Below are 25,150 nucleotides of genomic sequence, written 5' to 3'. Positions count from 1 at the left end.
AACTTTTTAAATCATTTTATCATGGCACATAATATCAATTTTAACGAGCAAACAGGAAGTTATTCATTTTTTAGCGTAAAGGAAAAAGCATGGCACGGATTGGGACATATTGTCGAACAATATCCGACAAGCGAAGAAGCTATAAAGCACGCAGGATTAGACTATGAAGTTGCTAAAACACCACTATACACCAAATGTTCAGGCATCATCGAAACCGTGAACGGCAGTGAGATAGGCAGTAGCGAACTACACGTTCCAAATTATTTTGCCAATATCCGCACCGATAATAATGCCGTATTAGGCGTGGTAGGTAAAGACTATCATATCGTACAAAATCGTGAGGCTTTCAATTTTTTTGATGCAATTGTTGGAGGTGGTCACGGCATATTATATGAAACCGCAGGAGCATTAGGCAACGGAGAACGCATATTTATCACTGCCAAACTCCCCGACTATATCAGGGTAGGCAATGGCGATGATGTAACAGCGAAATACATTTTCCTGACCACTTCGCACGATGGCAGTGGAAGTATTACAGCCGCTTTTACCCCCATTAGAATTGTCTGTCAAAATACCCTTAATGCTTCGCTTCGTTCAATGACCAATGTAGTGCGTATCAAACACACTTCAGGAGCAAAACAGCGTGTCGAAAATGCTCACAAAATAATGGGATTGGCGGACACTCTAAGTACACAATTAGAGGGTATTTTCAATGAGTGGGCGAAAGTGAAGATTTCAGACCGAGAAGTAAGAAAGCTAATCCAATTGGCACTTTGTCCCAATAAAGAAACTTTGGATTTGCTTAAAAAAGGTGCAGAAGATGAAGTATCAACCGTATTCAAAAATATTGTTGATGATGCCTTTGCATATGCCATGACAAGCGACACACAACAGATGGACACCACAAAAGGTACTTTGTTCGGGGCATACAATGCTGTGACGGGCTATTATCAAAATGTACGTAGTTACAAAGATAATGAAGCCAAATTACAGAGTATCGTAATGGGCGGTACTGCTCAGCTCAAATCACAAAAAGCATTTGAATTGTGTACTGCCTTTACAACAGACGTTTCGGAAATCTTAAATCTTAATTAAATAACGATAGGCTACCGTCTTAAATGGTGGTAGCCTATTCAAACAATAAGCCATGAATATCGGTATTATAACATACAGGGAATACGAGGTAAAAAATATAGGGCTTAATTGGAATTTCAATTTATCAGAACTGCTCCACATTATGTTGAATAACAAAGATTTTGTCCGTTTTGAAATCTTTGACCGAAATAATAAACTATTACTTTCAACATACTATCCCCATGTAAAACAAAAGATAGTATATATCAAGGTCGCAAAGATTGAAAAGGAGAAAGAAATTACGGGAATTACGTCTGATGCATTCAGAAAACCATTGACTATCTATAGGATAAAGGTTCGTTGGAAAGTAAACGGTAGAAGATTCAGAACGAAGAAAGAAGCCCGTGAGTATGTCTATTGGGAAAACAGAAGGGTAACTATGAAAATTGAATCGTTTGTTGACCGCAGATAGTCTTAAAAAAGAACAATTAAACAACCATTAAAATTTTACAATGATGAACACGAATTTTTTCAATCAGATAGCACAATTGGGAGTTGCAGGTGACTTGCATCTTACCATATCCAAAGGAGTAGAAAACAACCTTATTGTATCAGTTATGCTCCAAAACAACGAGTGCGGAGATATGGCAAAAAATATCATACCTCCTCTTAATCTTAGGGGAACAGCAGAAGAACTTGACAATGGTTTTTTTGAGCAGATAACCACACCCTTGCAGTCTGCTTCAGGTTTAATGGTGGATATGGAAGCATTTATGAAACAATTGGAAGAAGCCAAAAAGCAATCGGCAATGGAGAAAGAAAAAGAAGAAAAGCAGAAAAAAGAACAGGAAACTAAAGACAAAAAGTTTAAAGACGCAATAGCAAAAGCGGATGAATTGGAGAAAGAAGGCAAGCATCGTGAAGCATGGATGAAAGTACCCGAGATAACAGAGTTTCCCGAAAAGGCTGACGAGATACGCAAACGTAAAACTGAACTATCCGACAAGTTTTCTGCCCCAAGCCTTTTTGGAGCAGAACAGGCACAGAATGTATAATCGTAAAATTCAAAAACCATGTTATTAGCAACGCAATTAGCAAGAGTATTTATACTTAAAGATAAAGGACAGGACATAAAACTGACCGATCCCGAACCACGTTGGAGCGTGGATGCCGTATTGAATTTTTATGCCAACACCTACCCTATTTTGACCACCGCCAAAATATCTGCACCTGTCATCAAAGACGATGCGGTAGAATACAGATTTGAAAGTGTAATGGGAACGAAAGGTTAAACTTAATTTTAAAACAATGAACGATGCACAAACATATTATATCGGGAACAATCAATCCACCCGAACAAAAACAGCAAAGGCAGTTACACCGACAACTCAGCGAATTTGCCAATTGGATGCAAAAACCCAAAGATGCAAACGAAGTTCAGAAAGACAAACGCAAATCAGTACCTGCTCAAATGCTTCCAATGGTTTTCTAAGAACTTCTTTCCTGCCTAAACTGCAAGAAACCAAAACGGTACAGGCTTGTCAGAAAACAGTAAAAATGCAGAAAGATTTTTATACTTCTCTTTCTAAACTTGCTATTCATTACGGCATTGTGCCAATGCAGACCAATCAATTTGAATATCCCAACAACATAGCATTGGCTATTTGGGACATAAAAGAAAAACTACAGCAAAATGTTTTAAACTGGCAGGAAATACGTTTGGTGCAGGACAAGCAGAAAACCTACTTTATCAGCGAGGAAAAATACAATACAGGTACAACCTTGTATTATATCCCAATTGAACCGCTTTATCAGATGTTACACGACCAAAAGCGCAATAGAAATGCCCAATTGCTTATTTCTATTTGCTCTTACCTGTACCATATTGCGGATATTCCCTATTTCAGACAAGAAGACACTTATTTGTATTGGATGTACGAAATGCACAAAGATTGGATGGAGCAGGACGATGAAGAACGAGAAAACGAAATGTACAGACTTGAGTTCGAAAAAGCAGAATGGATTGGCGATTATATGGAACAAAAGATTTTTAACCGTATCAATTTATCTGTGTTTGAACAGCGTATCAATTCTTTTAAACGCTGTGACAGCTTTGACCTTGAATGTTTAAGGATGGCAAAGAATGCATTTGCCTTATATACAGAATATCCAAATGAAACCATTTTTCGAAATGCACCCAAAAAGGAAGACCATGAAAGCGAAGAATATGAAACCATTGGCATGGAAAAGTATATTTCCTTTATATCTCAAACAAAAGGATGGTTATATGAAAGTATTGCCGAGACCATCAATAATGAATTTAACGAATACGGGGCAATGGAAGAACCTACCACTTGCAAACATTTTGACCAGGCAGATGTAACAAATAACAGCCTTGATTTTGAGAATAAGTTGTTTGCTCTTTTGGATGATATATGTAACCTATTGTATAACTATGAAACGACAAGAAAATGAATACTATAAATGACATAACAGCAAGTTTTGGAACATTATACCATCCTAAATCAGCTTTGGTCTTCTATGAAACCAAAGGAGCAGATACCGAAGTATATGTGGAGCATTTTGACATGGATAAAAACGGCAGTCCTGTTAATGCCCATCCCTTGACCGTCAGGGAAGCTAATAAATTGGCAAGGGCATTGCAGACAGAAAAGGAAAAAGATAAAGCCTTTTTAAAATCAAGTGGGATTTTAATGCCAAACATTCTGCATATCAATCGGAACGAAGATAAAGGTGCAGTTTTGTGGTACACTAAGATGCAAAGGCGACAACTGTATTTTGTGGATGGTTTGGACATTCCCAGCGCAATGGCGAGTGTACCACCTATGATTTGGTATGCCACTAAAAACAGCCTTACGGTGTTTGCCCTAGCAAGCGAGCGAAGACCTACAGAGAAAACACCTTTATATTATGCACCATTTTTCAACATCTATGAAGATGGCAGGGTGTGTATGGGTACAGTCAATATTAACATTAAAAACTCCGCTTCTGTAGAGAAATTTATGGTTGCTTGGGAAGACTATTTTTTCAACAGCTATTTCAGCCATTTATTAGGAAGAAACAGCCCTGTAAAAGGCAATTGTGTAAACCTTTGGAAAGACCTTATCGAAACAGGAAAACCTTTTCCTAAAGAAGTATTAAAAAAGAATAATAAAACACTTAAAAATCTACTCAGATGAATACCGAGAAAACAAAAATACATTTTACCGATAACTATCTTATAAATCCAACTAACCCAATTAACGTAAATGTAATCGGTGCAGGCGGGACAGGCTCAAAAGTATTGACTGCGCTCATGGAAATGAACCATAGCCTCATTGAACTCGGACACGCTGGATTATGTGTTCGCTTGTGGGATGATGATATTGTAACGAGTGCCAATTTGGGCAGACAGCGTTTTGCAGAGAGCGAGGTTGGGTTATACAAATCCGTTACGCTGATAAATCGTGTAAACCGTTTTATGGGAACGAATTGGAAAGCGGAAACTGTGAAATTTGAAAAAGGCCATTTAGGAAAATTGCCCAAGAATGCGGAAGCATCTATTTATATTTCTTGTGTGGACAGCGTAAAATCCCGCTTTGATATTGCGGATATTTTAAATCTTGTAAACAATCACAGATTCCAAAGGGATGCACCAAAATATTGGATGGACTTCGGAAACACCCAGTATACAGGTCAGGTTATTTTGTCTACTATCGGAATTGTAAAGCAACCCAAATCTGAAAAATACGAAACTGTGGCAAGCCTGCCATTTGTGACCGATGAATTTGGAGATTTATTAATACAGTCCCAAGAGCAGGACGACACGCCAAGCTGTTCGTTAGCAGAAGCGCTTGAAAAACAGGATTTGTTTATCAATTCTGCTTTGGCACAGATGGGGTGCTCACTTTTATGGAACTTATTCCGCTATGGCATGACAGAAAACAGGGGATTTTTTCTCAATCTTAAAAATTTCAATTCCCATCCATTAAAAATTGCCTGACCCGAAAATCGGGCGGCAAAAAGACACTCCCTTCCGATGGTCGGGGCAGTCTTTTTGCGTTAAATCGGTGCAACCACTTTGCCAAAATGCATCCGCTTGCTATGCCTCTCCTTGCATTTTATCAAACAGGTTAGTTTTTTTTAGATAGGATATGATGTATCCTATTTTTTATTTTTGGAGGACTTCTTTTCTTTCCACATAAGCGGACAAAGAAAAGAAGCGAAAGAAGTCCGCATTAATGTAATTAAATTTTCTGTTATTGTGAACCAATTGGCTGTGTTTTCCAAACAGAAAAATCCTCAAAAAGATGCTCGATATTTTCAAATTCTATAAATGCAATCATTTCTTTTTTGCACTGCACTTTAAATCCCCTAAAACACTCAAAACCTTTTAAAGGAATCTCAGCGAGTTGCCCTATATTATGAACATCCAAAACCTCGAACAGACTGTGCATTCTTTTGCTGAAAGGAAAATGGCTCGCATACAGCTTTTTACACAAATCAACTTCATTTTTATTATCTTCTTTTTTCTTTTGCTGGATTTCGAAATTAAAATCCTGCTTCAACTGTTGCAATTTGTGTTTATAGGTGTCAATTTCACCAAGTATTTGAGCTATGCTCTTTACTTTTTTATAGGTTCTTTCATAAATTTGACGAACCCGCTCTCCAGTAACGCCATAAATGCTTCCCACTTCCTGAAGGGTCTTCTTTTCGATCAGAAGCTTTTGTAATATATCATACTCTCTATCAGAGAGTACTTTTCTGGACATTTCGATATAAAATCTATTGGTACGGTCTATAATATTTTTCATAAGAATAGAATTAAAGTCTACTACTAAAAATATTTACTGGGTATCACAAATCAGCATTAAGTTACTAAAGTTAAGCAATTATCTCTTTAGCAACTTATAGTAATATAGCAAAACCAAACAACCCGAAGCTATGCTTCGGGTTGTGATTAAATGCATATTTAAGGCAATATCTAATAGTTAATCGGTGCTGTTAAACTCAAAACTCAATTGTTTTTCGTTCCCGAAATTATCCGAAATCCATACTTCAAAGGATTGGGAAACGGTCGAATTCGAAGTGTAATACAGTCTGAACTGTTCCTTCTGCAATAGATATAAATCGTTTGGGAAGTATTCCATTTCATCGTAATACCTTAAAGTTCCCTGACCTTCAAACTGAAAATAACGGATAAAGTGTTGCGTGCCTGAATAATTACCGCTTCGCTCTATTGAAATCCTGATCTCTATTGTACTACCCTTTGCAATAGCTGAAGGTACTGGCATTATTTTCACTTCAAAAGGAAAATCATTCTGTATTTCCAGTTCGTCTTTACTGCAAGATACCAAAGTAATACAGCTTAACAGGACTGCCACAAGTACGGGCAGTAATCCTACTGTAAATTTATTTAAAAATATTATCATGATTTTATGTTTTAAAAATTAAATCTTAATCCTGCTCCTGCCGATGGTCGGAACTGTTCCTGATCTGTGCCCCACAGAACTTTTGTACGTACCTGCAATAACAGTACAAATCGGTCGGATAAATATGTTTCAATAGACAGCCTCCCACCAGCACCATAGATGAAGTTGTCCTGACTGAGTATTTTAGCTCCGTCAAATAATAAAACCTCTCCCCTGTTAATGCTCTCATAACCAATAACCCCAGTGATAGCCGCATTCAGGGTAATATTTTTATCGGCATCACCTAAAAGGAAGAAACTGTAACCGCCTTCGGCTGTATAGGTTTCCTGTGGGATTCGCAGATCTTTGTATTTGTAATACTGATGGGAATATTCCAAAGCCCAAATTTGGTAATTGCCATTCTTGCCGTTTACGATCATACCAATATTGAGGTTATAGTTCCTGCCGGGATTTTCATCCGAAAAACTTCCTGCACTCAATTCCAGTCCTTTTTGTTTGGACAGCATTCGTTGTGCCTGCGCGATTGTAATGCTCATCAAAACGAGCATCACTATATAAATATATTTTTTCATTTCTCTACTGTTGTTTTTATTAGGTTAATAAAATTTCAGATGCATATCGCTAACCAATCGGGCTTTTATCAAATCGGAATTTTCTACCTGCATGGTTTGATGCCTGCCGCCGTTCTTTTCAAAAATCTCAATCAGAAGCACCTTGTCATCGGATATGGTAAACTGGTCTAACAAAAACACGTTCTGATCGGCAGTTTTTCCTCCAATCTCACCAATTGGTTTATAGCTACGAAGCGGTATTATTGATCTTTCCTGCACCACGGTACGTTTTGCAATCTTTTTATCTACTATTTTAAAATTGATAAAATCAATCTTAAAAGGAACATTAGTTCGGTTTGTTAGCTGTGTATGAAAATAGTACTTACCATTATGAATATAAATCCCTTTCAATGTAAACTGGATGCCAAAACTTTTAGCACCAATATGTTTGACAATACGTTTATCTTTTTTGTAGATGGTCTCCAACAGCAAGCCTGCCAGCGAAGGTGCAGTATTGCCCAGTTCTTCAAAAAGCACATCGTTTCCAGTATTTTTATCCGCTATCTTTTGCATCGTCAGCAGGTTATAGCTGAGCGTCTGAGGGCTGGAATTGTAATACACATCAAAACTGTAAAAGTGTCCGTCATCAGTAATGACCGAAAAATTGGTTTCCGGTGTAAAATCCCTTGCTGAAGCTTTTACACGAAGTACGTTCTCGGCATCTTCTGCCTTCCCCGCGATCAGGTATTCACTGCCCAAATCCACATAGCGTATAGCTGTTGGGAAAATCAAATGGGAGGTTTTATCATAGGTAACTTCCATTTGGTACGGTTCTATCCTGCCCAAAGCAAGGGAAGTTTTTGCGCTTTGCTGTGCAAAAGAAGATACGGCAAACCCGATTATCAGGGCTATTGCCCAAAAAGTTTTAAAATGATTTTTCATTGTTTAGTATATTTGAGTTATTATTATTTTTTAGGAACAAGGAATACTTGATGTCCTGCTTTTAGGGTAACTTTTGGTGTCCTTACCTTTTTGGAGAAATAACCTGAAATTCCCTGAACTACGCCACGGCTTAAATCAGCCGCTGCCTGTTGTCCTGCAGATTGGGTAAGCATCAGGCTTGTTCCGGATGTTTGGCTCATGTTGCCGGCCATTTCGCTAAGGGCATTCATTTCCGGAGAATACGGTACGTACAATCCCTGCTGTCCATCAAGGTCATAAACGGTGATCTGTACGGGGATGATATTTCCTTGCTGCTCTATGGAGGTAATCTTTAACTCCACACGACCGCCCTGAAGCTTTGCATTAGCGGTTAGGATTGTTCCCTTTGCAATGATAAGATTCCCCGTTTGGGCAGGCTCCAATAAACGAAGTCGTACACTGCTTTCCCCAACAATGGTCTGTGTTTCCTGTACACAGGCTGTAATGCTGTTCTTTGGCTGTATCATCTGCTCCGCCGAACCTTCTGTGTAAAAACTACGGTTTCTGATTTCGCTCCAGTCGGCTATAAAAGCACTATCAGCAGGCTCACGGTATAAGGATGATACCGTATTTTTTCTTGCACTGGTGAATGCTGCAAAATGTTTCTTCGGCGAATCGTCCAAAACGACAGGTGCATTGACATTATTACTTGTAGTTTCAGCAGTTTTTGTACCTGAAGGAAGGTACTTTGCGGCCATCTGATAGGATTTCTCCATGAGTGCCAACTGGTCACTTACCGTTACTCCGGCAGGTACTTCCTTTTCTGCCATTTTTTCTTTTAGTTCTTCGAATTGCTTACGGAGTTCCTGTGTTTCACCATTATCATCCTGATAAAAAGAACCCAGTGTACTTTGTGCATTTCGATAACTGTTTAATGCCGGATTCACTGGTTTTTCTGATCTGTTGCTATTGTTTTGATTTTGGTTCTCGTCGTCATTTAGTCCCTCTTCCCCTTCACCAGTTGTGCTTCCTTCGTTCCAATAATCAGCCAGAGTAGTAAGGGCATCACGCTTTTGCTGCTCTTTTTCTTCCAGTATTTGCTTCTCATAAGCCTTTTGCTTGTCTGCCTGCATTCCTTCTTCAGTCGCTTGTGGGACAGTATCGTTCATTCCGATATTTTCGATTCCCTTTTTATCTGAAGACGGTTTAAATATGAGGTACATAGAACCTAAAAACACGATCCCCATTAAAATGAATATCAGTGTTTTTTTAAATCTTTCAATGGTACTTCTTTTATCATCGGTCTCCTTGGATACTTTGCTTTGGCCGTTTCCTTCTAACAGGACGACGGCTTTTTTTTCATCTTCTTTCATAAATCTTGTCTTTTAAAATTGTTACTAATGTGTCCTGCAAGAATTCGGGACTTTCTTTCTTTTTGAACACTGGATTTTTAATATGCTCAATGTTCATGCTTTGCTCTGAGCTTGCCGTATCATAAAATACTTTAAAAATTACCCCTGCGGTAAGAAGCAGATATGCTCCAAAAATAAAAAGTGTATACCGCTGCTGTTTATATAAAGGCAATGCCCGCCACCTTCCCTCCAGCCTTTCAAACCACTTGTCTATATTGCTTCTTATTGTTTTCATAGCCTTATTATTTCTGGGTTATAGCATGAAGCGCTTCGGACTTTGACCTGTCTGTTGCTTTGGCTCATCACTGACCATTGCAATTGCTTCGGTTAACTTTGGTGCGGATATTACAGAAAGGTCTTTCAGTTCGATTTTTTTTAGTATCTGCCCGAATTGGTCTTTTTTTATTATTTCCATTCGGCTTAGCGAGAGTTCTTCATTAAGGTGTTTCACCCACATTGCACATTCTATACGAGGCTTTTCATCACCTGACCATTGCAGGTAGCTTGTCAGCAGTAAATCATGCTTAGGCAGATTGTCTGTACCTTTTTGGCAGCTTTCAAAGAATTCGCTTAAGCTTTCTTTCAGCTTTCCTGCATAAGCACCCTGAGTATGGAAATACTCGTTATATCCTTTGTCGGTCAGGATTTTTGCGAACCTGTTTAATTCTAATAATGTTTCCATAAGATTATTTTTTTAACGCTCAATGACTTCTAGATCCCTATTCTCTAGTACTGCAAACTTTTCAATATTAAAGCCTTGAGGGTTATTGTCCGAGCGGACAGAGTTGACAAGGAAACAGGACGTAACCAGATTGCGTTTTGTAACATTACTGGAACGGATGATAAATTGTTTGGCATAACTGCGCACTGCATAGGGATATGTTTCGAAATTGCCTACTACGCTGTCAACTTCAATACGCTGCTGCACATTGCCTGATATGATACGGTTGTAGTATCCTTTTTCAGAGAGGTCTTTGTAATAATCAAAGGCACTTTTGTCTGCGAGATTAAACGCCCTTTTCATATTGCTCTCAATGGCATTCTTGTCTGGTGCGAGCGTAAAGAAGAGTTCGTGAAAACGCCTTACATGTTCCCTTGCTTCTACCGGACGGTTGATCGACGCATCCTGTGCGAGTGCCAGCATCAGTGATTTCCCATTGTCCAGAACATAGATTTTTTGTCGTTGCTGCTCTGCAAAATGGTAGGACTGCCAGACGGCATATCCTGCAACTCCGGTGCAGAATAAAGCAAACACAATTGCATATAATCTTATCTGCCTAAAACTGTTTTCGATATTTCTTAGTGTTTTAAATTCCATTTTATTGAATGATTAAATATTACTTGTTTATCAGCCTGCCGCCTATATTCCCTACTGTTGAACCTGCTCCTGCCCCGGCTATATTTCCGGATTTCATGGCTGTCTGGTTGACATTTCGGGTAAAGTTCCCTGCTCCACCAGCCTGAATGATCCATCCTGTGACTGTCGGAATGGTGAAGTACCCCACGATGCCTATAATCATAAAAAAGATGTAAACCGTGTTGGAGGTATCGGGGATGAAAGTCGGATCGGCAAGCATCTCAATATCCCTTTCAACAATTAGGGACTGTATCTTGGCAAGCATGGAACTGAACAAATCAGCTACAGGAAGCCATAAATACACGCTGACATATCGGGTGAGCCACTGTGTGAGGGTAGACTGAAAGCCATCCCATACCGATATGGCAAAAGCTATCGGGCCTAAAATTGACAGTACGATCAGAAAGAAAGTCCGTATGGTATCAATGACCAAAGCTGCTGCCTGAAAAAGTATTTCCAGCAAATTGCGGAACCATTCCTTTATTGCTTTCTCTATCTCGTAGGTTTGTCTATCCATATACATTCCTGCCATTGTTCCAATGTCAGAAGGTGACCAGCCCAATTCGTCCAATTTCTTATCAAACTCTTCGTTTGATACCATATAGGCAGTTTCCGGATCGCGGAGCATCGCCTCACGCTCCAACATGTCTTTCTTTGCCTGTAGATCGTTCAGGTCAAGAACCTGATTTTCGAGGATAGTGTGAGTGCCTTGTACAACGGGACTTAGTACCGCATTTAAAGTTCCCAGAACTATTGTGGGGAAAAACATGATGCAGAGTCCAAGTGCAAAAGGACGCAGCAAAGGATACATATCGATCGGTTCTGCCCGGCTGAGAGCCTGCCATACCTTGGTGGCGACATAAAACAAGGCCCCCAAGCCAGCCAGTCCTTTAGCCACTGCCGCCATATCGGCGGACAATGGCAGCATCTCATCATACAGGGAACGCAGGACTTCGTGAAGATTATTAAATTCCATCGCTTACCAGTATTTTTGATTTGGGGTTCCATAAAGGTCAAGTACTCTTTTTGTATTGTTCTGCTTCTTTGCCCGTAGTATGCTTACCGAGATATTTTTATTGGTATAGTAGCGTACTAAACTGTGGTATTCTTTAACTTCTTTGTACACGCGGTCAATAATATCCATTCGGTCTTTGTCATTCAGTGATAGGCTTGATGAGCTTACAATCTGCTTGAGTTCTTTCAGTAATTCCGTGCTCTCACCAAGCAGTGTCGAATAGCCGTTGGCAATAGCTGCCAGTTCCTGAGCAGAAAAATTGGGGTCGTTTATCATCTTACCAAAATTCTTTACATACATCTGAGAAACATCGCCAACCAATAGTACTGTCTGCTGTACCTTGCGTGCATCTTTCACCAGATTGTTTACCGCCTGCAGTTTGTCGTAATATTCTTTGCCCTGCTTATAGACCTTTTCTACTTCCTTGAAATTTTTAACAACATTGGATACTGTGTTTGAAGTCTGTACAATTTCATTGGCACTGTTAAGAATACCTGAAGCCAGATTTGCAGGATCGGTGACCACAAATTGTGCTTTTGCACGGGGTGCAGTGGCAAGCATGAGTGCCATACTCACCACAAATAATAATTTTTTCATTTTTTCGATTATTAAATTGTTAGTTGTCATTGATTTTCTTTCGCGCGTCGCCTCATGGCGATGTGTTTGATGGCAAGCTCTACATTACCGTCCAATTCTCCGGCAAGCTGCATCACTTCCAGTTTTTCTGTTTCTTCAGTGGTGTATGCCAAATATTCTTCAACCGAGACTTCTGTCGCATATACCGCAGAGTGTGTACCGCCCAAACCTATCCATACTTCTTTGTAAAGCCGCGCCGGATCGTTGTTCATATTAATGGAAAGTACCTGTGCTTTTTCTTTGTCAGTGAGACCCAGCAATGCCTGTATTTCATCAAATTTGTTCATGTACTTCCGCTGGTCAAGCAGGATTTTACAATCGGAGTTGTTGATGATACTTTCCTTGACGATTGGTGATTGGATGATGTCATCAACCTCTTGCGTTACTACGATTGCTTCGCCAAAAAATTTCCTAACAGTTTTAAAAAGGTACTTCAGATATTCTGCCTGGTTTGTGCGGGCATTCATTTGGAGGCTATGAAGCCAATTTCATAATCACTCAAAGCGATATTTTCGCAGCTGCCGTTTCCGGAGCCGGAATCTCTGATACCACAGGATTTTATTTCAATATAAGTAAAAATGGAACTTTTCAGTCGGAGATGTGGCGCTTTGAAAGTCAGCAGTGGCGAATGGGTAAATCATTATACGAAGATAAAAAAGGATACATTCAAAGTTCTCCCATTATCAATGCAGAAAAAAATAAAACACCACTTCTTTTATGGGCAGGAAAACAAGACAGAGTGGTTCCCTATGCACAAAGTATTTCCTATTATCTCGCAATGAGAAAATTACAGGTTAAAAGTATTATGCTTGTCTATCCAAAAGAAGATCATACTCTGGAAAATCCATCTAATAAAGAAGATCTCAGCAGACGCATGATGGATTGGTTTGATTACTTTTTGAAAAGAAAATCGGACTCTGAGTGGATATCAACAGGTACTTCTATTGATTAGAAATAACCTTAAATAGTAATGCAGTTTCCATAAGAAACTGCATCACTTTTGATTAAAATTTTGATTTGTCTAATTGCGGTGCAGCTGCTGATTACAGTCTTGGTTAATTTTACCATACGCAGTAAAACCTGAGCTAAGGCATGCTGGTCCCGCTCCAGGGGAACAGTTTACCTGAACTGGCGAACAGTCATTCACTGTAGGATTGTGAATATAAGCCTGAATCAAAACATCGGCTTTGCTTTCTTTGGCAGTATTGGTACTAACAGCACCAGCACTGGCTAAAGCAAATGCTGCCACAGGCAACACAAGTGCTTTTAAAATGATAGATTTCATAATATTAAAAATTTAAATTATTAAAAAATTGATCTACTCTTTTCTACAGGTTTTCGATCTTGGCTCCTGCTAACGGCCGTTAGTTTTTTAATTGTACATTTCTCTTATTAATTTTTGATTTAATATTTTTCCCATATCCATACTTAAGAAGAAAATGTCCTGAAATAATGTATAACGCCGAATCTGTAGCGAAAAAATTTTTCATCCGCTGACCTTCCTCATCATAGACATAGAAACTTAAAGCATACGTACGATTTGATAAATCATAAACATCAACAGCAGTTGCATGCTTCCACACCTCATCTCCTTCATATTTCCCTCTAAGTTGCGAATTAACAAAAAGTAAATTACTGGTCACAGTAGTACTACTGTTGACCATATAAGGCGGTGCCCCAAGTCTAATATCGCCAGACTTTTTTATTTTTACTACCTTCAATTTGGCATGGACTGTCGTATCTATAGTAAAGGCGCGATTATCAACTGTCAAATTGCTTTTTGTTATAATATACTGGTTGCGATAGTAATAGGTATATATTAATCTATTCATTTTTTTACTGTACTGCAGTGTTCCGTCAGTATCAAAAATTCCATCTTTTTGTTTCTGCAAAACCTTACTGCTATAAGTAATCTCAGGATTAGAATAAGAACTCCCAAAGCCCATAATATTCTCGCCACTTGGAGCCTTCTGAGTACGGAAAGCATATTGATTTTCATCGGTGAAAACAATGTCTGAAAAATAGAATTTCTTCTCAATGATTACATTGGCTTTCCAATCAGAAATTAATCCCCGGTATATCACTGGAACTGTACCGTCAGTCACATAAAAAAATGGGGCGCTGAGACGAATCTCCACTGCTTTAAAGTTAAAATTTTCGCGATTAAGCATGATAGTATGCATTCTCGTTTTTTTAAACTCTGAATCAGTTTCAAGAATCTGAAGAGGCGACTTTCGATTGGCCAGATAAACTTTATTTCCGGCGACACCCGCTACATAATACGTAGTATTCCTCAGGTCAAGACTGTTAGTTTTAGATGCAGTTGCATGTGGAAAACGGCGTATAAAAGGGTTTTCCTTCTGCATGATATCTTCCGAGAGCAGATACAAGACCACAATAACAAAAGCGCTCAAAACTATTAAAACAAATATCCTGATCAGAACGCGGTTATCATTACACTGTAATCTTATTGCAAAAGCGGCAATCAGTAAAAACACAACATTGAAAATCAAATGATCACGCCAGGCTAGTTTTTCTAAAATTCCTCCGCAGGAACATGGAATAAAAGAACTGTAATTTAATATAATTAGAATGTATGCTGTAAACATAGTCATCAATGCTGCAGAGCTCCATAAGGCGACATGTTTAACTTTGGGAATACTGAGCATAATGGCGATAATGATTTCAACAACAATTACTGAAACAGAAATAAAATCGGCAAACGGGCTCAAAAGAGGAGACTGTCCGATCTGCGCCTTAAAATTTTCAAAATCCAGTAATTTACTAACTGCTGCATACACAAATAGCAGGATATAAAGAAAACAGATTGTTTCAACTATAATTCTTTTATAAGGTTCAGATAATTTCATGTTCTTCCCGTTTGAATTACAGATATAATTGACTCAATCAATTGGCATCGATAGTACCAGATCCAATCTATTTCCCTCAAATGGGTATCACTATATCTTTGAATTATTAATAAGGCTAAATTACCTCGGTTTACCTTAAGCATTGTTATCAAAAACGATCCAAAATTTACAAAAAACGATCCATTTTACTGTATAACAACATATTAAACAAAAAAAAAGATTGACATCAGCCAACCATTAAAGTTTTTAAAATTGGAATAAAACATTTTTTAAATGAAACTAAAAGAAGTTATAGGAGTTAGACTTTCGCGCCAAATACTCAATTATATTATTGATCATTGTTTTGTATTCCGGGAAACTTTCCCGTTTTATAAAATAGCCGTGAATTTAGCATTCATACGCCTTTAGTACGTTTTCCGGATTCTTTGATGTGGACAAAAAATATAATTGCTAATTTCCTTATTGGCAATAATCTCTTCCCGGATCTCAAAGCCATCGATTTTCGGCATACTAATGTCCGAGATTATAATAAAAGAAAGCAATTGATTTTGTCACCAATTTAATTAATCGGGAGTAGCCCAGGTGGAAGATTGTGTGGAGATAGATAATCACTGTGATGTATTCAGCGATGACATGGAAGCATCCAAAAAAAGCATACGAATGTTTGCTTTTAGATACTTACAGCAATTTTGATCAGTCCAGAATATCTTTCCCAAATATTTTTTCAACCTGAAATATATAGCTGTTTACTATGGGGATGCTAAAAAAAGCGGCTAACCGCGGCTGCCTGTGCCTCTGTTTTCTGATAATCAAATGAGCGTTCCAGAAATGCAGTATAATCCTGCAGCTGGCCCTCATTGGTATTTTCGCAGCTCCCTCTCGGTATTGACAAATGATTTTAACATGGGAAAATCATTATTGTTATCCTGCTCATATCTTTCCAAGCCGGATTTTACATCAAGGAACTCCTTTTTGAACAGACTTTTCACTGCCGGTATATTATTCGCATAAAAAATACCTGGTACGAGTCCGGCTTTATAATTGGCAAAATGCTCTTCGGATGCTGCCAGACTCTGCACTTTTCAAAGTTTTGAATTCTGTAACACATAATCTACATTAAAAAAATCAGTGTCTTAATAATCAATGTTCATAGTATAAAGTTATTGTAATTTAATAAAAAAGTATAGGCAAAGTTAAAAGTAAAGTTATATAAAAACAGCTAGATTTTTAAAATTGTAAATAAAAAGTATGGTCTGCCGTAAAGGACTATTGCAGAAGGAATTTTCTCTTTTCTTCGATACTGCCCATCAGGTTTATCCGCAGTACATCTTCCAGCAGGGATTTGAGTTTTTCAAATGAACTGGGTTTGACAGCATAAAATGCAGCGCCCAGTTCCCTGGCGGTGCTGATATTATCCGGGTCGTTGCTCGTGGAGAGCATAATGACAGTAAGATCTTTTAAATTTTCATGACTGCTGATTTCTTCCAGACATTCCAGGCCTGTTTTGCGCGGCATATTGATATCCAGAAAAATAAATTCAGGGAGCTCCGCCGGGTCAATTGCGAGGAGATCGTCCATTAAATACATCCCATCCTGAAATTGTTTCAGTACAACAGCAGGATCAGTTTCCAGCAGTGCATCAGCAAAAAAGTCCCTGTCATCGCTGTCATCATCTGCAAGATAAATAAATTTCCGGGAATTGTGTTTTTCAAACGCCATTTTAATAAAATTTACATTTAACGATAAATACGAGACTGATTCGGTTTATCGAATTTAAGATTTACAATACATGTAAGTTCAAAACTGCAAAATGATATTTTAAATCGATCAAGGGAATGTAAAGATAAATCATAATTAGGAAAAAACACATTAAAAAATATTTTTTTACAATTTTAAATACAGAATCGGCTGACCTGAATTGTCAGTATTTACAGGCACTGGCTCTGTCGGAAAATAATGACTCAATAATTTTGTTAGTAATTATAACAATATATTTTTGAATTATGTTACAATCTGTAATAATTTTGTTCTGTATAAAATGAGAAGATTATGGAAAGGTCAGTTGTACATATTGATATGAATACGTTTTTCGTATCCTGCGAAAGATTAACAAATTCAGCGTTAAACGGCATTCCGCTTATCATAGGCGGGGGCGAAAGAGGTGTCGTGGCCTCCTGTTCTTATGAAGCAAGGCGCTTTGGGGTACGCTCTGCCATGCCCATTCAAATGGCTCTTCGCCTATGTCCTCAGGTAAAAGTAATGAAAGGTGATATGGAACTATATTCCCGGCTCTCACACGACATAACTGAAATTATTCAGGAAAAAGCACCAATAGTTGAAAAAGCCAGTATCGATGAATTCTATCTGGATATTACCGGCATGGATAAATTTTATGGAAGTTATAAATGGACCAATGAGCTAGCCCAGACCGTTACGAAAGAAACCGGACTGCCCCTCACCTTTGCCCTTTCCATAAATAAAACAGTCTCCAAAATCGGTACTGGTGAAGGAAAGCAGAAACAGAATCTGGAAATCCCCGAGCATCTTGTGCAGTCCTTTTTGAATCCATTATCCATTCAAAAAATTCCGATGGTAGGCGAAAAAACATTCCAGCTTCTTTCTCGCATCGGAATCAGGACTATCGGAACACTCTCTGAAATGCCCCCTGATGCATTAGAGGATATGCTTGGCAAAAATGGGACAGAACTATGGAAAAAAGCAAACGGTATTGATAATAATCCCGTGGAACCTTACCGGGAGAAAAAGTCGATATCTACCGAGCACACTTTCCTTCAGGATACCATCGATATCGACCGGCTTAAAAGGGTGCTTTTGGGCATGGTGGAAAAACTTGCCTTTCAGCTGCGCTCCGAGCAGTGGCTAGCATCGACAGTAACGATAAAAATACGCTACGCCAATTTTGATACTGAAACCAAACAGTCCCGTGTGCAGTACACTTCTGCCGACCATATACTGACTAAAACCGTGCAGGATCTTTTTGATAAATTGTACCAGCGCAGGATGCGCCTGCGCCTGATCGGGGTTCGGTTCAGCGGACTTGTCCGCGGTACTTACCAGATTGATCTTTTTCAAGATACTGAAGAAATGCTGGCACTCTACCAGGCAATGGACAAAATGAAAAGCCGGTACGGCTTTGATGCTGTGATGCGCTGTGCCGGAGCCTCATTCAAACCAAACAACAAAGATGAAATTTTAAAGCGTAAACCATAATACCATGTATCTCAACTGCCACTCTTTCCACTCCCTGCGCTATGGTACCATACCTCTGAACGAACTGGTTCCCCAGGCTCTTTCCTGTGGTGTCAAAGCAATGGCCCTTACAGATATCAATACGGTAACCGGTATTTATGATTTTATAAAAAACTGTGAACAGGCAGGTATAAAGCCACTGGTGGGCATGGAATTTCGCTCAGAATTCCAGCTGCGTTTTATCGGTCTTGCAAAAAATGCATCAGGTCTTGCCGAAATGAACAGGTTCCTAACACATCATAATTTTGAAAAAACAACACTGCCTCCTTATGCCCCGGATTTTAAGGATGTGTATGTAATTTATCCTCTGGAGAACTCGCCGGACATCTTAAGGGAAAATGAATTTATCGGCATCCGTCCCGAACAGCTTCAGAAATTGATTTTGTCTGATTGGAAAAAAAGGACAGAAAAAATGGTAATCCTGCAGCCAGTAACATTTCGCACTAAAAGAGAATATAATCTGCACAGAATACTCTGCGCCATTGACCGCAATGTTATACTCTCAAAGCTGACTCCGAAAGACTGTTGTACAAAAGAGGATAAAATGATAGCTGTCGAATCATTGGTAAACCAGTATAATGAGTATCCGCAAATCATTTCCAATACTGAAAAAATTATAGAGGGCTGTAATTTTGAATATGATTTCCAGACCCCGAAGAATAAGAAATACTACACTTCCAACCGCAAAAGTGATATGGACCTTCTCACTTCACTGGCTCAGCAGGGGCTCGTCTGGCGCTACGGCAGAAAAAACATACAGGCCAGGGAGCGTATGGAAAAGGAACTAAAAATTATTGACCAGCTTGAGTTCAGCGGTTACTTCCTGATAACAGCAGATATCATCCGATTCAGTAATAGCCAGGGGTTTCTCCACATCGGCCGTGGAAGCGGTGCCAACAGTATTGTTGCTTACTGTCTGGGTATTACCGATATCTGTCCTTTGGAACTGGACCTGTATTTTGAGCGTTTTTTGAATGTCAACCGTAAAAGCCCTCCCGATTTCGATATTGACTGGAGCTGGAAGGAACGCGATGTTATTCTGGAATATATATTCAAGCGGTACACTTATGAGCATGTGGCTTTTTGCGGTACAAATGTGGAATTCAAATACCGTTCGATTTTCAGGGAAGTAGGTAAAGTCTTTGGACTGCCTAAAGAAGAACTCGACGTGCTTGCCAAAAATCCCATGAAAAATCATGACTCTAATCATATTGTCAAATTTGTGCAGGAATACGGAATGATGCTAGAGAAATATCCCAACCAGAGAAGCATGCATTCCTGCGGGATCCTGATATCCGAGGAACCCCTGACCAATTATACACCACTGGAAATGCCTCCAAAAGGTTTTCCCATAGTACTTTTCGACATGCATGTTGCCGAGGATATTGGCTTTGAGAAGTTCGATATATTAAGCCAGCGGGGTATTGGGCATATTGATCAGAGCGTTAAGCTGATAGAGAAAAACCGCGGAATACGCATAAATATCAGAGATACTTCAATATCAAAAAATGAAGCAAAGGCAAATAATTATTTGGCAGAAGGAAAAACCATTGGCTGTTTTTATATTGAGAGTCCGGCGATGCGCGGACTGCTCAGACGCCTGAAATGCGACAACTATAAAACCTTAGTTGCAGCTTCCTCCATTATTCGTCCTGGTGTAGCGCAGTCCGGGATGATGAAAGAATATATTTTTCGCCACAATCATCCTTCCAAGTTTGAATATTTCCATCCAGTTTTCCAAGAGCAATTGGGGGAAACCTACGGCATCATGGTGTATCAGGAAGACGTAATTAAAATTGCACTTCATTATGGAGGATTGCCCGCAGCAGACGGTGATATCCTGCGCAGGGCGATGTCGGGAAAAGGTCGTTCGAAATCCGCCCTGCAAAAGGTGAAGGATAATTTCTTTGCCTGTTGCGCCGTGAAAGGACATCCTCTGGCACTTAGTGAGGAAATTTATCGCCAGATTGAATCATTTGCCGGCTATTCATTCTGCAAGGCACACTCGGCGTCATATGCCGTGGAAAGCTATCAGAGCCTTTACCTGAAGGTGCATTTTCCTATAGAGTTTATGGTAGCGGTGATCAATAACGAGGGCGGATTTTATCGTCTTGAAATTTATGTGCATGAAGCCCGGATGGCAGGGGCGGTTATCCATAATCCCTGCGTGAATAAAAGCCTTTTTGAAACCACACTTTATGGTGATGATGTTTATCTTGGTTTTACGCACCTCAAGAGCCTCGACGCCAAAATGGCTCAGTTTATAGAATCAGACAGGGAGAGAAACGGTGAATTTCGTTCGCTGGAAGACTTTATTAATCGTATTCCTATGGGTATAGAAAGTATAAAAATCCTGATTTTTATCGGGGCATTCCGCTTTACGGGCAAAACCAAAAATCAGCTTTTGGTTGTTGCCAGCCTGCTTTTAAATAACTTTAAGCCAGAAAACAGAGGGCTCATGCTTTTGCAGCAGCCAGTGAAGGAATACAAGCTTCCCACACTGGAAAGATCAATTTTCGAAGATGCTTTTGATGAAATCGAGCTGCTAAGTTTTCCTATCTCCTGTACAGTATTTGACCTGCTGCAGACCTCGCACAGAGGGGATATAAAGGTCCGGGATCTTCCCTCCTGCCATAAAAAGCAGGTGCGCATGCTCGCTTATCTTATTTCAACCAAGCAGGTACCTACTAAAAAAGGAAATATGTATTTTGGAACCTGGATTGATAATGAAGGCGCGTATTTTGATACGGCACATTTTCCCGACAGTCTGGTAAATTTTCCCTTTCAGGGCGGAGGCTGTTACCTGCTTTTAGGGACTGTGGAAATTGATTATTATTTCCCAACCATTACCATTCATAAGATGGCAAAAATGCCGTTTATTCCCGATCCGCGGTATATGGATGCAAAAGACCAGTATAAAACACAAGCGCTCATACGTGAAGATGTAAGCAGTACGGATCGTAAACCTTATCCACAGGAGCATGAAATTAATCTCCCGCGCCATCGTATGAAAATTTGATTTTTTATCTATGTAAATTCCAAATTATGAACTAATTTTGATAGAGAGTGAAAAAAACACAAATGAAAAAAATCAGAAGAATAAGCAGTTTACGACTGTTCTTCTCTCGTAGTCTATTTTTTCTTTGTGCGTTTTCCACTAGCAGCTTTTCTATCTGCTTTATGTCAAATTCATACCGGTTCATTTGTGTAATTTTTGAAACCGAATTTATGACCGTACATTTAATTAAACTGCCTTTAAAAGTCTAGATACTATTAAAATAAAATATTTTTTTTCTTAATAACCCAGAATTATGTGTTACTACACCCAGCAATCAGCAGCCATTGAAAATGTAAAACGACGTTTTAATGCAGAAGTGGATAACGAGGAAACCTATCTTCAGTCAGATTTTATAAATGGATTTTCGCATCCTAACATCCCTATAATACTTAATTCTGCACCCCATTTAATTACAACAAACTATACATGGGGACTACTTCCAACATGGGCAAAAGATGTGGAATTTAGAAAAAACACCCTCAACGCGAGAATTGAATCCATTGACGAGAAAGCATCTTTTAAGAACATAACCCATAACCGCTGTCTGATTATTGCATCCGCCTATTACGAATGGCATTGGAATGATGAAAAAGGAAAAAGCAAAGATAAATATCAGATCAACTCCCAAGATGACGAGATCTTCACTTTTGCAGGATTATACTCCACCTGGACAGATCCTGTCTCGGATGAAATTAAAAATACCTATACCATGGTTACAACAAAAGCCAATAAAACGATGCAATATATTCATAACCATAAGATGCGGATGCCAATAATGCTTAAAAGACATGATGAATCGGCATGGCTGGATCAGTCTGTTAAAATTGAAGATTTTGCCTACCCTTATGAGGGCAACCTAATCGCATTTCAAGTATAAAAAATTGAGTTATGGAAGAAATTGATTATTTTAAGGGAGTTAGTAATCAGGAATTTATTGATTACTATAAAGTGGATTTGTATTCCCGTATGCAAATTACACTATACACTTATCCAAATGAGATGACTGAGGAAGATCCTGGTCCATGGGAACATTTAAACAGATGTCAGGGAATTCTTTATGAATACCTTTACAATACCTAGGCTGAGGCAAAATTTCAAAGATCCTACCTGCAAAAGAATCAAGAAGCCGAAATTTCAAACACCAGTGACCGGCAACCTGAGTCTGACCAAATCGAAATTGAACAAACTGCTGAACAAAGAACTGAAAGTTACAGGCGCGAGCAGGAAGAGCGGAATGAAATTGTAAGGGCAAAAATGCAGGAACTTAGACCCGAACTGAACAAATTAACAGATGATTATCTAAAGAATGTAAAACTTACTTTCGTAGATTTATAATCTTATAATTCATCCAGCCAATACTTCATCCTCCACTTCTAAGGGTTCACGACGGATCTCTGAAACAGCTTTAGTCTTCAACTTGGTCTACAAACTAAAACTATAAAATAATTCGATAGTAATTTGATTAAAGGTGCCACTTATTATTTTCTTGAGATACAAGTATTTCTATAGTTTTATCATCAATCGAACCGTTATAATATTTTTCTAATACTTTCTGGAAAACAGGATTTGTATTTTGAATTTGGGTAAATAAAGTCATACATGATTTAAGTTTTCTCTCGTCAGGTTTACCAAATATTTCTTTAGCTGTTTTACCCTCCTGAGAAAGAACTGCTTGTGAAATTTCAATTAAGCGCTTTCCTAGAATTGGATCATTAAGATAATAACCGGCTTCATTTAGGTCCTTTATTCCATAATACACATTATAGTCCGTAAATCCCAAACCTCTAATCTGAGGAAAAACAAACCACATCCAATGACTAAGTTTTTTTCCATTTTTGATTTCTCTTAAAGCTTGTTGGTAAACACGATTTTGAGCCACAACAAATCTTTCTATACCATCATTTGGATTCATATTGGTTTGTTTATAGCTTAATAATTTTTACAATACCTTCCCAAACCAGCAAGATATTTACCTGAAAAATTTCGGTTCAATTATTAAAAATTAATCAAGAATCCCTTTACCAAATACTTTTTCTACTTGGTATATATATGTATTTAGTATCGGAGTTGCTAAGAAAAATCGGCTAACTGCTGCAGCGTTCCCATCAATTTTCTGATTATCAAATGACCGCTCCAAATATGCTGTGTAATCCTGCAGTTGTCTTTCATCCAATTCTTTTCGCAAATTTCTCTCGGTATTGATAAACGACTTCAACATTGGAAAATCATTATTATTATCTTCTTCATATCTTTCCAGTCCAGATTTTACATCTAGGAACTCCTTTCTGAACAAACCTAAAACTGCTGGCAGGTTATGTCCGTAGAAAATATTAGGCATCAGTCCAACTTTATAATTGGCATAATGCTCTTCTGATGCCATTGAACTGGCCAGGTACTTTTCAAAGGTCTGAATTCGATATATATAATCTGTATTAAAAAAATTGGTGTCCTTGTAATCAATATTCATGCTGTACAATAATTTTAGTTCAATTTAAATCCAAATATAAAAATAGCTAAATTTTCAATTGCAAAGCAGCAAAAAAAAACTCTTCCATCATGACTTGAATCCCTTTGCTAGAGGTAAATAGTTATATCTGAATCTGTTCTTATCTCCGCGCGGCATTCCTGCAGCATATTTAGCGCCAGGCTTTCCACCTCTGTTTCGTTCAGCGAGTCGTACGCAATGCGCTGTTCAGAATCAAAGTGGAGGTCAATATAGGTAATTTCACTGCTTACCTGCTGCATATCATCGCTTACAATATCGCAGTGATTATCTATTTCAACCCCGAAATATTCCACCTGTGTCAGTCCGCGGTTTATCAGACCCGTAACAAATTCAACGGTCGTCACCTCAGGAATGGCAACTTTTGCAGTTGATAGAACCATAGTATGAGCTTCCATAACAAATTATTTATAATGAAACCCTAATTTACAAATAATTACGATCACTGCCATATAAATTTTAATTCTCTGTGCAACAGCCCTTCAGTGTTTTCCACAAAAGTAAAGTGACATGAAAATTTAATAAAAGCCGGGCATTTTCCTGTAAGGCAAATGATCATCTATGTACTTAATTTTAAACGTTTAACAGTAAAACAAAATGTCATGGAAAATTCAAACCAATACACAGCAGAAGAACTGCAAAAATGCCCTTACCATAACAACCAGGCCGCCGGACATGATCATCCAAGCGAGAATACAGGGGACTGGGGCGATCTTGACGAGGACGATGAAGCAGGAACCGATCCTGACCGTCATGAAGATGGAGGAAATGATAATTCAGGAGGCGCGGGAAGCAGCGGAAGTGCTGCAACAAACAGCTAAAATACATTAGAAGCTTTACTAACTACACAATTTTATTATTATGAGCGACGATCTAAACAAAAAAGGATTTCAGGACAGATCCAGAATTAATATGAATGAAGCCCATGAAGTGGCTTACTGGACAGAAAAATTTGGTATTTCAAAAGAGCAGCTCCAGGCTGCTGTTGACAAAGCAGGCACGAGTTCTGCCGATGCCGTTGAAAAAGTATTAAAATCTTCTTAGGAAGGTT

General features: G+C 38.7%; 30 protein-coding genes and 1 pseudogene. 14 read left to right on the top strand and 17 right to left on the bottom strand.

The window, feature by feature from the left end:
* The first annotated feature begins 21 nt into the window (after window positions 1-21).
* Genes EV144_RS21240 through EV144_RS21210 form a run of 7 tightly spaced genes read left to right on the top strand, consistent with a single transcriptional unit; the run spans window position 22 to window position 5,077 of the window.
* The gene (locus EV144_RS21240) at window positions 22-1,095 is read left to right on the top strand and encodes a DUF932 domain-containing protein (protein WP_134151146.1); all 1,074 of its coding nucleotides are present in this window, start codon (window positions 22-24) and stop codon (window positions 1,093-1,095) included.
* Window positions 1,096-1,147: 52 nt separating this feature from the next.
* Window positions 1,148-1,546, top strand: coding sequence for a hypothetical protein (locus EV144_RS21235; protein ID WP_134151145.1), 399 nt, complete (start codon window positions 1,148-1,150; stop codon window positions 1,544-1,546).
* A gap of 43 nt (window positions 1,547-1,589) precedes the next feature.
* Window positions 1,590-2,129, top strand: coding sequence for a PRTRC system protein E (locus EV144_RS21230; RefSeq protein ID WP_134151161.1), 540 nt, complete (start codon window positions 1,590-1,592; stop codon window positions 2,127-2,129).
* Window positions 2,130-2,147: 18 nt separating this feature from the next.
* Window positions 2,148-2,366, top strand: coding sequence for a PRTRC system protein C (locus EV144_RS21225; protein WP_134151144.1), 219 nt, complete (start codon window positions 2,148-2,150; stop codon window positions 2,364-2,366).
* Between the two features lie 16 nt (window positions 2,367-2,382).
* Window positions 2,383-3,549, top strand: coding sequence for a hypothetical protein (locus EV144_RS21220; protein WP_134151143.1), 1,167 nt, complete (start codon window positions 2,383-2,385; stop codon window positions 3,547-3,549).
* Complete coding sequence (locus EV144_RS21215; protein WP_134151142.1) at window positions 3,546-4,274, top strand: PRTRC system protein B; 729 nt, start codon at window positions 3,546-3,548, stop codon at window positions 4,272-4,274. The genes EV144_RS21220 and EV144_RS21215 overlap by 4 nt, the downstream gene beginning before the upstream one ends.
* Window positions 4,271-5,077 carry a PRTRC system ThiF family protein gene (locus EV144_RS21210; RefSeq protein ID WP_134151141.1) on the top strand — a complete coding sequence of 269 codons (807 nt, stop codon included), beginning with the start codon at window positions 4,271-4,273 and terminating at the stop codon, window positions 5,075-5,077. The genes EV144_RS21215 and EV144_RS21210 overlap by 4 nt, the downstream gene beginning before the upstream one ends.
* Before the next feature lie 256 nt (window positions 5,078-5,333).
* Here the strand turns inward: EV144_RS21210 and EV144_RS21205 are convergent, their stop codons facing one another.
* The 11 genes and pseudogenes from EV144_RS21205 to EV144_RS21155 all read right to left on the bottom strand — a co-directional run.
* Entirely contained in the window at window positions 5,334-5,888 is a 555-nt protein-coding gene (locus tag EV144_RS21205; protein WP_134151140.1) for a sigma factor-like helix-turn-helix DNA-binding protein, read from the bottom strand.
* Between the two features lie 177 nt (window positions 5,889-6,065).
* The gene (locus tag EV144_RS21200; RefSeq protein ID WP_134151139.1) at window positions 6,066-6,506 is read right to left on the bottom strand and encodes a DUF3872 domain-containing protein; all 441 of its coding nucleotides are present in this window, start codon (window positions 6,504-6,506) and stop codon (window positions 6,066-6,068) included.
* Window positions 6,507-6,517: 11 nt separating this feature from the next.
* Entirely contained in the window at window positions 6,518-7,078 is a 561-nt protein-coding gene (locus EV144_RS21195; protein ID WP_134151138.1) for a conjugal transfer protein TraO, read from the bottom strand.
* Window positions 7,079-7,102: 24 nt separating this feature from the next.
* On the bottom strand, window positions 7,103-7,999 hold the full coding sequence (gene traN / locus EV144_RS21190) for a conjugative transposon protein TraN (protein ID WP_134151137.1): 897 nt from the start codon (window positions 7,997-7,999) through the stop codon (window positions 7,103-7,105).
* 23 nt (window positions 8,000-8,022) lie between these two features.
* Window positions 8,023-9,351 (bottom strand): conjugative transposon protein TraM, encoded by a 1,329-nt coding sequence (traM, locus tag EV144_RS21185; RefSeq protein ID WP_134151136.1) that lies wholly within the window; start codon window positions 9,349-9,351, stop codon window positions 8,023-8,025.
* Window positions 9,338-9,625 carry a nitrogen regulatory IIA protein gene (locus EV144_RS21180; protein ID WP_134151135.1) on the bottom strand — a complete coding sequence of 96 codons (288 nt, stop codon included), beginning with the start codon at window positions 9,623-9,625 and terminating at the stop codon, window positions 9,338-9,340. The genes traM and EV144_RS21180 overlap by 14 nt, the downstream gene beginning before the upstream one ends.
* An 18-nt stretch (window positions 9,626-9,643) precedes the next feature.
* Window positions 9,644-10,072: a hypothetical protein gene (locus EV144_RS21175; protein ID WP_134151134.1), complete on the bottom strand. Its 429-nt coding sequence runs from the start codon at window positions 10,070-10,072 to the stop codon at window positions 9,644-9,646.
* A gap of 12 nt (window positions 10,073-10,084) precedes the next feature.
* Window positions 10,085-10,708 carry a conjugative transposon protein TraK gene (traK, locus tag EV144_RS21170; protein WP_134151133.1) on the bottom strand — a complete coding sequence of 208 codons (624 nt, stop codon included), beginning with the start codon at window positions 10,706-10,708 and terminating at the stop codon, window positions 10,085-10,087.
* A 19-nt stretch (window positions 10,709-10,727) separates the two neighbouring features.
* Complete coding sequence (gene traJ / locus EV144_RS21165) at window positions 10,728-11,723, bottom strand: conjugative transposon protein TraJ (protein ID WP_134151132.1); 996 nt, start codon at window positions 11,721-11,723, stop codon at window positions 10,728-10,730.
* A gap of 3 nt (window positions 11,724-11,726) precedes the next feature.
* Window positions 11,727-12,359 carry a DUF4141 domain-containing protein gene (locus tag EV144_RS21160; protein WP_134151131.1) on the bottom strand — a complete coding sequence of 211 codons (633 nt, stop codon included), beginning with the start codon at window positions 12,357-12,359 and terminating at the stop codon, window positions 11,727-11,729.
* Between the two features lie 26 nt (window positions 12,360-12,385).
* Window positions 12,386-12,859, bottom strand: a pseudogene (locus tag EV144_RS21155) (TraG family conjugative transposon ATPase); the annotation flags it as partial.
* On the opposite strand from EV144_RS21155, the gene EV144_RS21150 reads away from it, so the two are divergent.
* Complete coding sequence (locus EV144_RS21150) at window positions 12,850-13,350, top strand: alpha/beta hydrolase family protein (RefSeq protein WP_166670615.1); 501 nt, start codon at window positions 12,850-12,852, stop codon at window positions 13,348-13,350. The pseudogene EV144_RS21155 and the gene EV144_RS21150 overlap by 10 nt on opposite strands.
* A 69-nt stretch (window positions 13,351-13,419) precedes the next feature.
* On the opposite strand, the gene EV144_RS21145 is transcribed toward EV144_RS21150, so the two are convergent.
* From EV144_RS21145 to EV144_RS21135, 3 genes are all read right to left on the bottom strand, one after another.
* Window positions 13,420-13,647, bottom strand: coding sequence for a hypothetical protein (locus tag EV144_RS21145; protein ID WP_208326874.1), 228 nt, complete (start codon window positions 13,645-13,647; stop codon window positions 13,420-13,422).
* A 115-nt stretch (window positions 13,648-13,762) separates the two neighbouring features.
* Window positions 13,763-15,268 carry a MauE/DoxX family redox-associated membrane protein gene (locus EV144_RS21140; protein WP_134151127.1) on the bottom strand — a complete coding sequence of 502 codons (1,506 nt, stop codon included), beginning with the start codon at window positions 15,266-15,268 and terminating at the stop codon, window positions 13,763-13,765.
* A gap of 1,266 nt (window positions 15,269-16,534) precedes the next feature.
* Window positions 16,535-16,987, bottom strand: a complete 453-nt coding sequence (locus EV144_RS21135; RefSeq protein WP_134151126.1) for a response regulator — start codon at window positions 16,985-16,987, stop codon at window positions 16,535-16,537.
* Window positions 16,988-17,317: 330 nt separating this feature from the next.
* On the opposite strand from EV144_RS21135, the gene dinB reads away from it, so the two are divergent.
* The 4 genes from dinB (at window position 17,318) to EV144_RS21115 (ending at window position 22,676) form a co-directional block, all read left to right on the top strand.
* Complete coding sequence (gene dinB, locus EV144_RS21130) at window positions 17,318-18,499, top strand: DNA polymerase IV (protein WP_134151125.1); 1,182 nt, start codon at window positions 17,318-17,320, stop codon at window positions 18,497-18,499.
* Between the two features lie 4 nt (window positions 18,500-18,503).
* Complete coding sequence (locus EV144_RS21125; protein ID WP_134151124.1) at window positions 18,504-21,557, top strand: DNA polymerase III subunit alpha; 3,054 nt, start codon at window positions 18,504-18,506, stop codon at window positions 21,555-21,557.
* Between the two features lie 292 nt (window positions 21,558-21,849).
* Window positions 21,850-22,473: an SOS response-associated peptidase gene (locus tag EV144_RS21120; RefSeq protein ID WP_134151123.1), complete on the top strand. Its 624-nt coding sequence runs from the start codon at window positions 21,850-21,852 to the stop codon at window positions 22,471-22,473.
* A gap of 11 nt (window positions 22,474-22,484) precedes the next feature.
* Window positions 22,485-22,676, top strand: coding sequence for a hypothetical protein (locus tag EV144_RS21115; RefSeq protein WP_134151122.1), 192 nt, complete (start codon window positions 22,485-22,487; stop codon window positions 22,674-22,676).
* 382 nt (window positions 22,677-23,058) lie between these two features.
* Here EV144_RS21115 and EV144_RS21110 read toward each other — a convergent pair whose 3' ends face one another.
* The 3 genes from EV144_RS21110 to EV144_RS21100 form a co-directional block, all read right to left on the bottom strand.
* On the bottom strand, window positions 23,059-23,508 hold the full coding sequence (locus EV144_RS21110) for a DUF1810 domain-containing protein (protein WP_134151121.1): 450 nt from the start codon (window positions 23,506-23,508) through the stop codon (window positions 23,059-23,061).
* A gap of 90 nt (window positions 23,509-23,598) precedes the next feature.
* The gene (locus EV144_RS21105; protein WP_134151120.1) at window positions 23,599-24,063 is read right to left on the bottom strand and encodes a hypothetical protein; all 465 of its coding nucleotides are present in this window, start codon (window positions 24,061-24,063) and stop codon (window positions 23,599-23,601) included.
* Between the two features lie 107 nt (window positions 24,064-24,170).
* Window positions 24,171-24,497, bottom strand: coding sequence for a hypothetical protein (locus tag EV144_RS21100; protein ID WP_134151119.1), 327 nt, complete (start codon window positions 24,495-24,497; stop codon window positions 24,171-24,173).
* Between the two features lie 204 nt (window positions 24,498-24,701).
* Between EV144_RS21100 and EV144_RS21095 the strand changes: the two genes are divergently transcribed.
* Both EV144_RS21095 and EV144_RS21090 read left to right on the top strand, forming a co-directional pair.
* On the top strand, window positions 24,702-24,920 hold the full coding sequence (locus EV144_RS21095) for a hypothetical protein (protein ID WP_134151118.1): 219 nt from the start codon (window positions 24,702-24,704) through the stop codon (window positions 24,918-24,920).
* 40 nt (window positions 24,921-24,960) lie between these two features.
* Window positions 24,961-25,143, top strand: a complete 183-nt coding sequence (locus EV144_RS21090) for a DUF3606 domain-containing protein (protein WP_134151117.1) — start codon at window positions 24,961-24,963, stop codon at window positions 25,141-25,143.
* Window positions 25,144-25,150 lie beyond the last annotated feature (7 nt).

It is taken from the genome of Flavobacterium sp. 270 (genome assembly GCF_004368785.1).
Classification (GTDB): domain Bacteria; phylum Bacteroidota; class Bacteroidia; order Flavobacteriales; family Flavobacteriaceae; genus Flavobacterium.
This window is presented reverse-complemented; position numbering and strand designations above follow the sequence as displayed.

What these genes read in the sequence shown, in the direction of transcription:
- EV144_RS21240 (WP_134151146.1), top strand. Translation starts at nt 22, where the DNA reads ATGGCACATAATATCAATTTTAACGAGCAAACAGGAAGTTATTCATTT.
- EV144_RS21235 (WP_134151145.1), top strand. Translation starts at nt 1,148, where the DNA reads ATGAATATCGGTATTATAACATACAGGGAATACGAGGTAAAAAATATA.
- EV144_RS21230 (WP_134151161.1), top strand. Translation starts at nt 1,590, where the DNA reads ATGAACACGAATTTTTTCAATCAGATAGCACAATTGGGAGTTGCAGGT.
- EV144_RS21225 (WP_134151144.1), top strand. Translation starts at nt 2,148, where the DNA reads ATGTTATTAGCAACGCAATTAGCAAGAGTATTTATACTTAAAGATAAA.
- EV144_RS21220 (WP_134151143.1), top strand. Translation starts at nt 2,383, where the DNA reads ATGAACGATGCACAAACATATTATATCGGGAACAATCAATCCACCCGA.
- EV144_RS21215 (WP_134151142.1), top strand. Translation starts at nt 3,546, where the DNA reads ATGAATACTATAAATGACATAACAGCAAGTTTTGGAACATTATACCAT.
- EV144_RS21210 (WP_134151141.1), top strand. Translation starts at nt 4,271, where the DNA reads ATGAATACCGAGAAAACAAAAATACATTTTACCGATAACTATCTTATA.
- EV144_RS21205 (WP_134151140.1), bottom strand. Translation starts at nt 5,888, where the DNA reads ATGAAAAATATTATAGACCGTACCAATAGATTTTATATCGAAATGTCC.
- EV144_RS21200 (WP_134151139.1), bottom strand. Translation starts at nt 6,506, where the DNA reads ATGATAATATTTTTAAATAAATTTACAGTAGGATTACTGCCCGTACTT.
- EV144_RS21195 (WP_134151138.1), bottom strand. Translation starts at nt 7,078, where the DNA reads ATGAAAAAATATATTTATATAGTGATGCTCGTTTTGATGAGCATTACA.
- traN (WP_134151137.1), bottom strand. Translation starts at nt 7,999, where the DNA reads ATGAAAAATCATTTTAAAACTTTTTGGGCAATAGCCCTGATAATCGGG.
- traM (WP_134151136.1), bottom strand. Translation starts at nt 9,351, where the DNA reads ATGAAAGAAGATGAAAAAAAAGCCGTCGTCCTGTTAGAAGGAAACGGC.
- EV144_RS21180 (WP_134151135.1), bottom strand. Translation starts at nt 9,625, where the DNA reads ATGAAAACAATAAGAAGCAATATAGACAAGTGGTTTGAAAGGCTGGAG.
- EV144_RS21175 (WP_134151134.1), bottom strand. Translation starts at nt 10,072, where the DNA reads ATGGAAACATTATTAGAATTAAACAGGTTCGCAAAAATCCTGACCGAC.
- traK (WP_134151133.1), bottom strand. Translation starts at nt 10,708, where the DNA reads ATGGAATTTAAAACACTAAGAAATATCGAAAACAGTTTTAGGCAGATA.
- traJ (WP_134151132.1), bottom strand. Translation starts at nt 11,723, where the DNA reads ATGGAATTTAATAATCTTCACGAAGTCCTGCGTTCCCTGTATGATGAG.
- EV144_RS21160 (WP_134151131.1), bottom strand. Translation starts at nt 12,359, where the DNA reads ATGAAAAAATTATTATTTGTGGTGAGTATGGCACTCATGCTTGCCACT.
- EV144_RS21140 (WP_134151127.1), bottom strand. Translation starts at nt 15,268, where the DNA reads ATGAAATTATCTGAACCTTATAAAAGAATTATAGTTGAAACAATCTGT.
- EV144_RS21135 (WP_134151126.1), bottom strand. Translation starts at nt 16,987, where the DNA reads ATGGCGTTTGAAAAACACAATTCCCGGAAATTTATTTATCTTGCAGAT.
- dinB (WP_134151125.1), top strand. Translation starts at nt 17,318, where the DNA reads ATGGAAAGGTCAGTTGTACATATTGATATGAATACGTTTTTCGTATCC.
- EV144_RS21125 (WP_134151124.1), top strand. Translation starts at nt 18,504, where the DNA reads ATGTATCTCAACTGCCACTCTTTCCACTCCCTGCGCTATGGTACCATA.
- EV144_RS21120 (WP_134151123.1), top strand. Translation starts at nt 21,850, where the DNA reads ATGTGTTACTACACCCAGCAATCAGCAGCCATTGAAAATGTAAAACGA.
- EV144_RS21115 (WP_134151122.1), top strand. Translation starts at nt 22,485, where the DNA reads ATGGAAGAAATTGATTATTTTAAGGGAGTTAGTAATCAGGAATTTATT.
- EV144_RS21110 (WP_134151121.1), bottom strand. Translation starts at nt 23,508, where the DNA reads ATGAATCCAAATGATGGTATAGAAAGATTTGTTGTGGCTCAAAATCGT.
- EV144_RS21105 (WP_134151120.1), bottom strand. Translation starts at nt 24,063, where the DNA reads ATGAATATTGATTACAAGGACACCAATTTTTTTAATACAGATTATATA.
- EV144_RS21100 (WP_134151119.1), bottom strand. Translation starts at nt 24,497, where the DNA reads ATGGAAGCTCATACTATGGTTCTATCAACTGCAAAAGTTGCCATTCCT.
- EV144_RS21095 (WP_134151118.1), top strand. Translation starts at nt 24,702, where the DNA reads ATGGAAAATTCAAACCAATACACAGCAGAAGAACTGCAAAAATGCCCT.
- EV144_RS21090 (WP_134151117.1), top strand. Translation starts at nt 24,961, where the DNA reads ATGAGCGACGATCTAAACAAAAAAGGATTTCAGGACAGATCCAGAATT.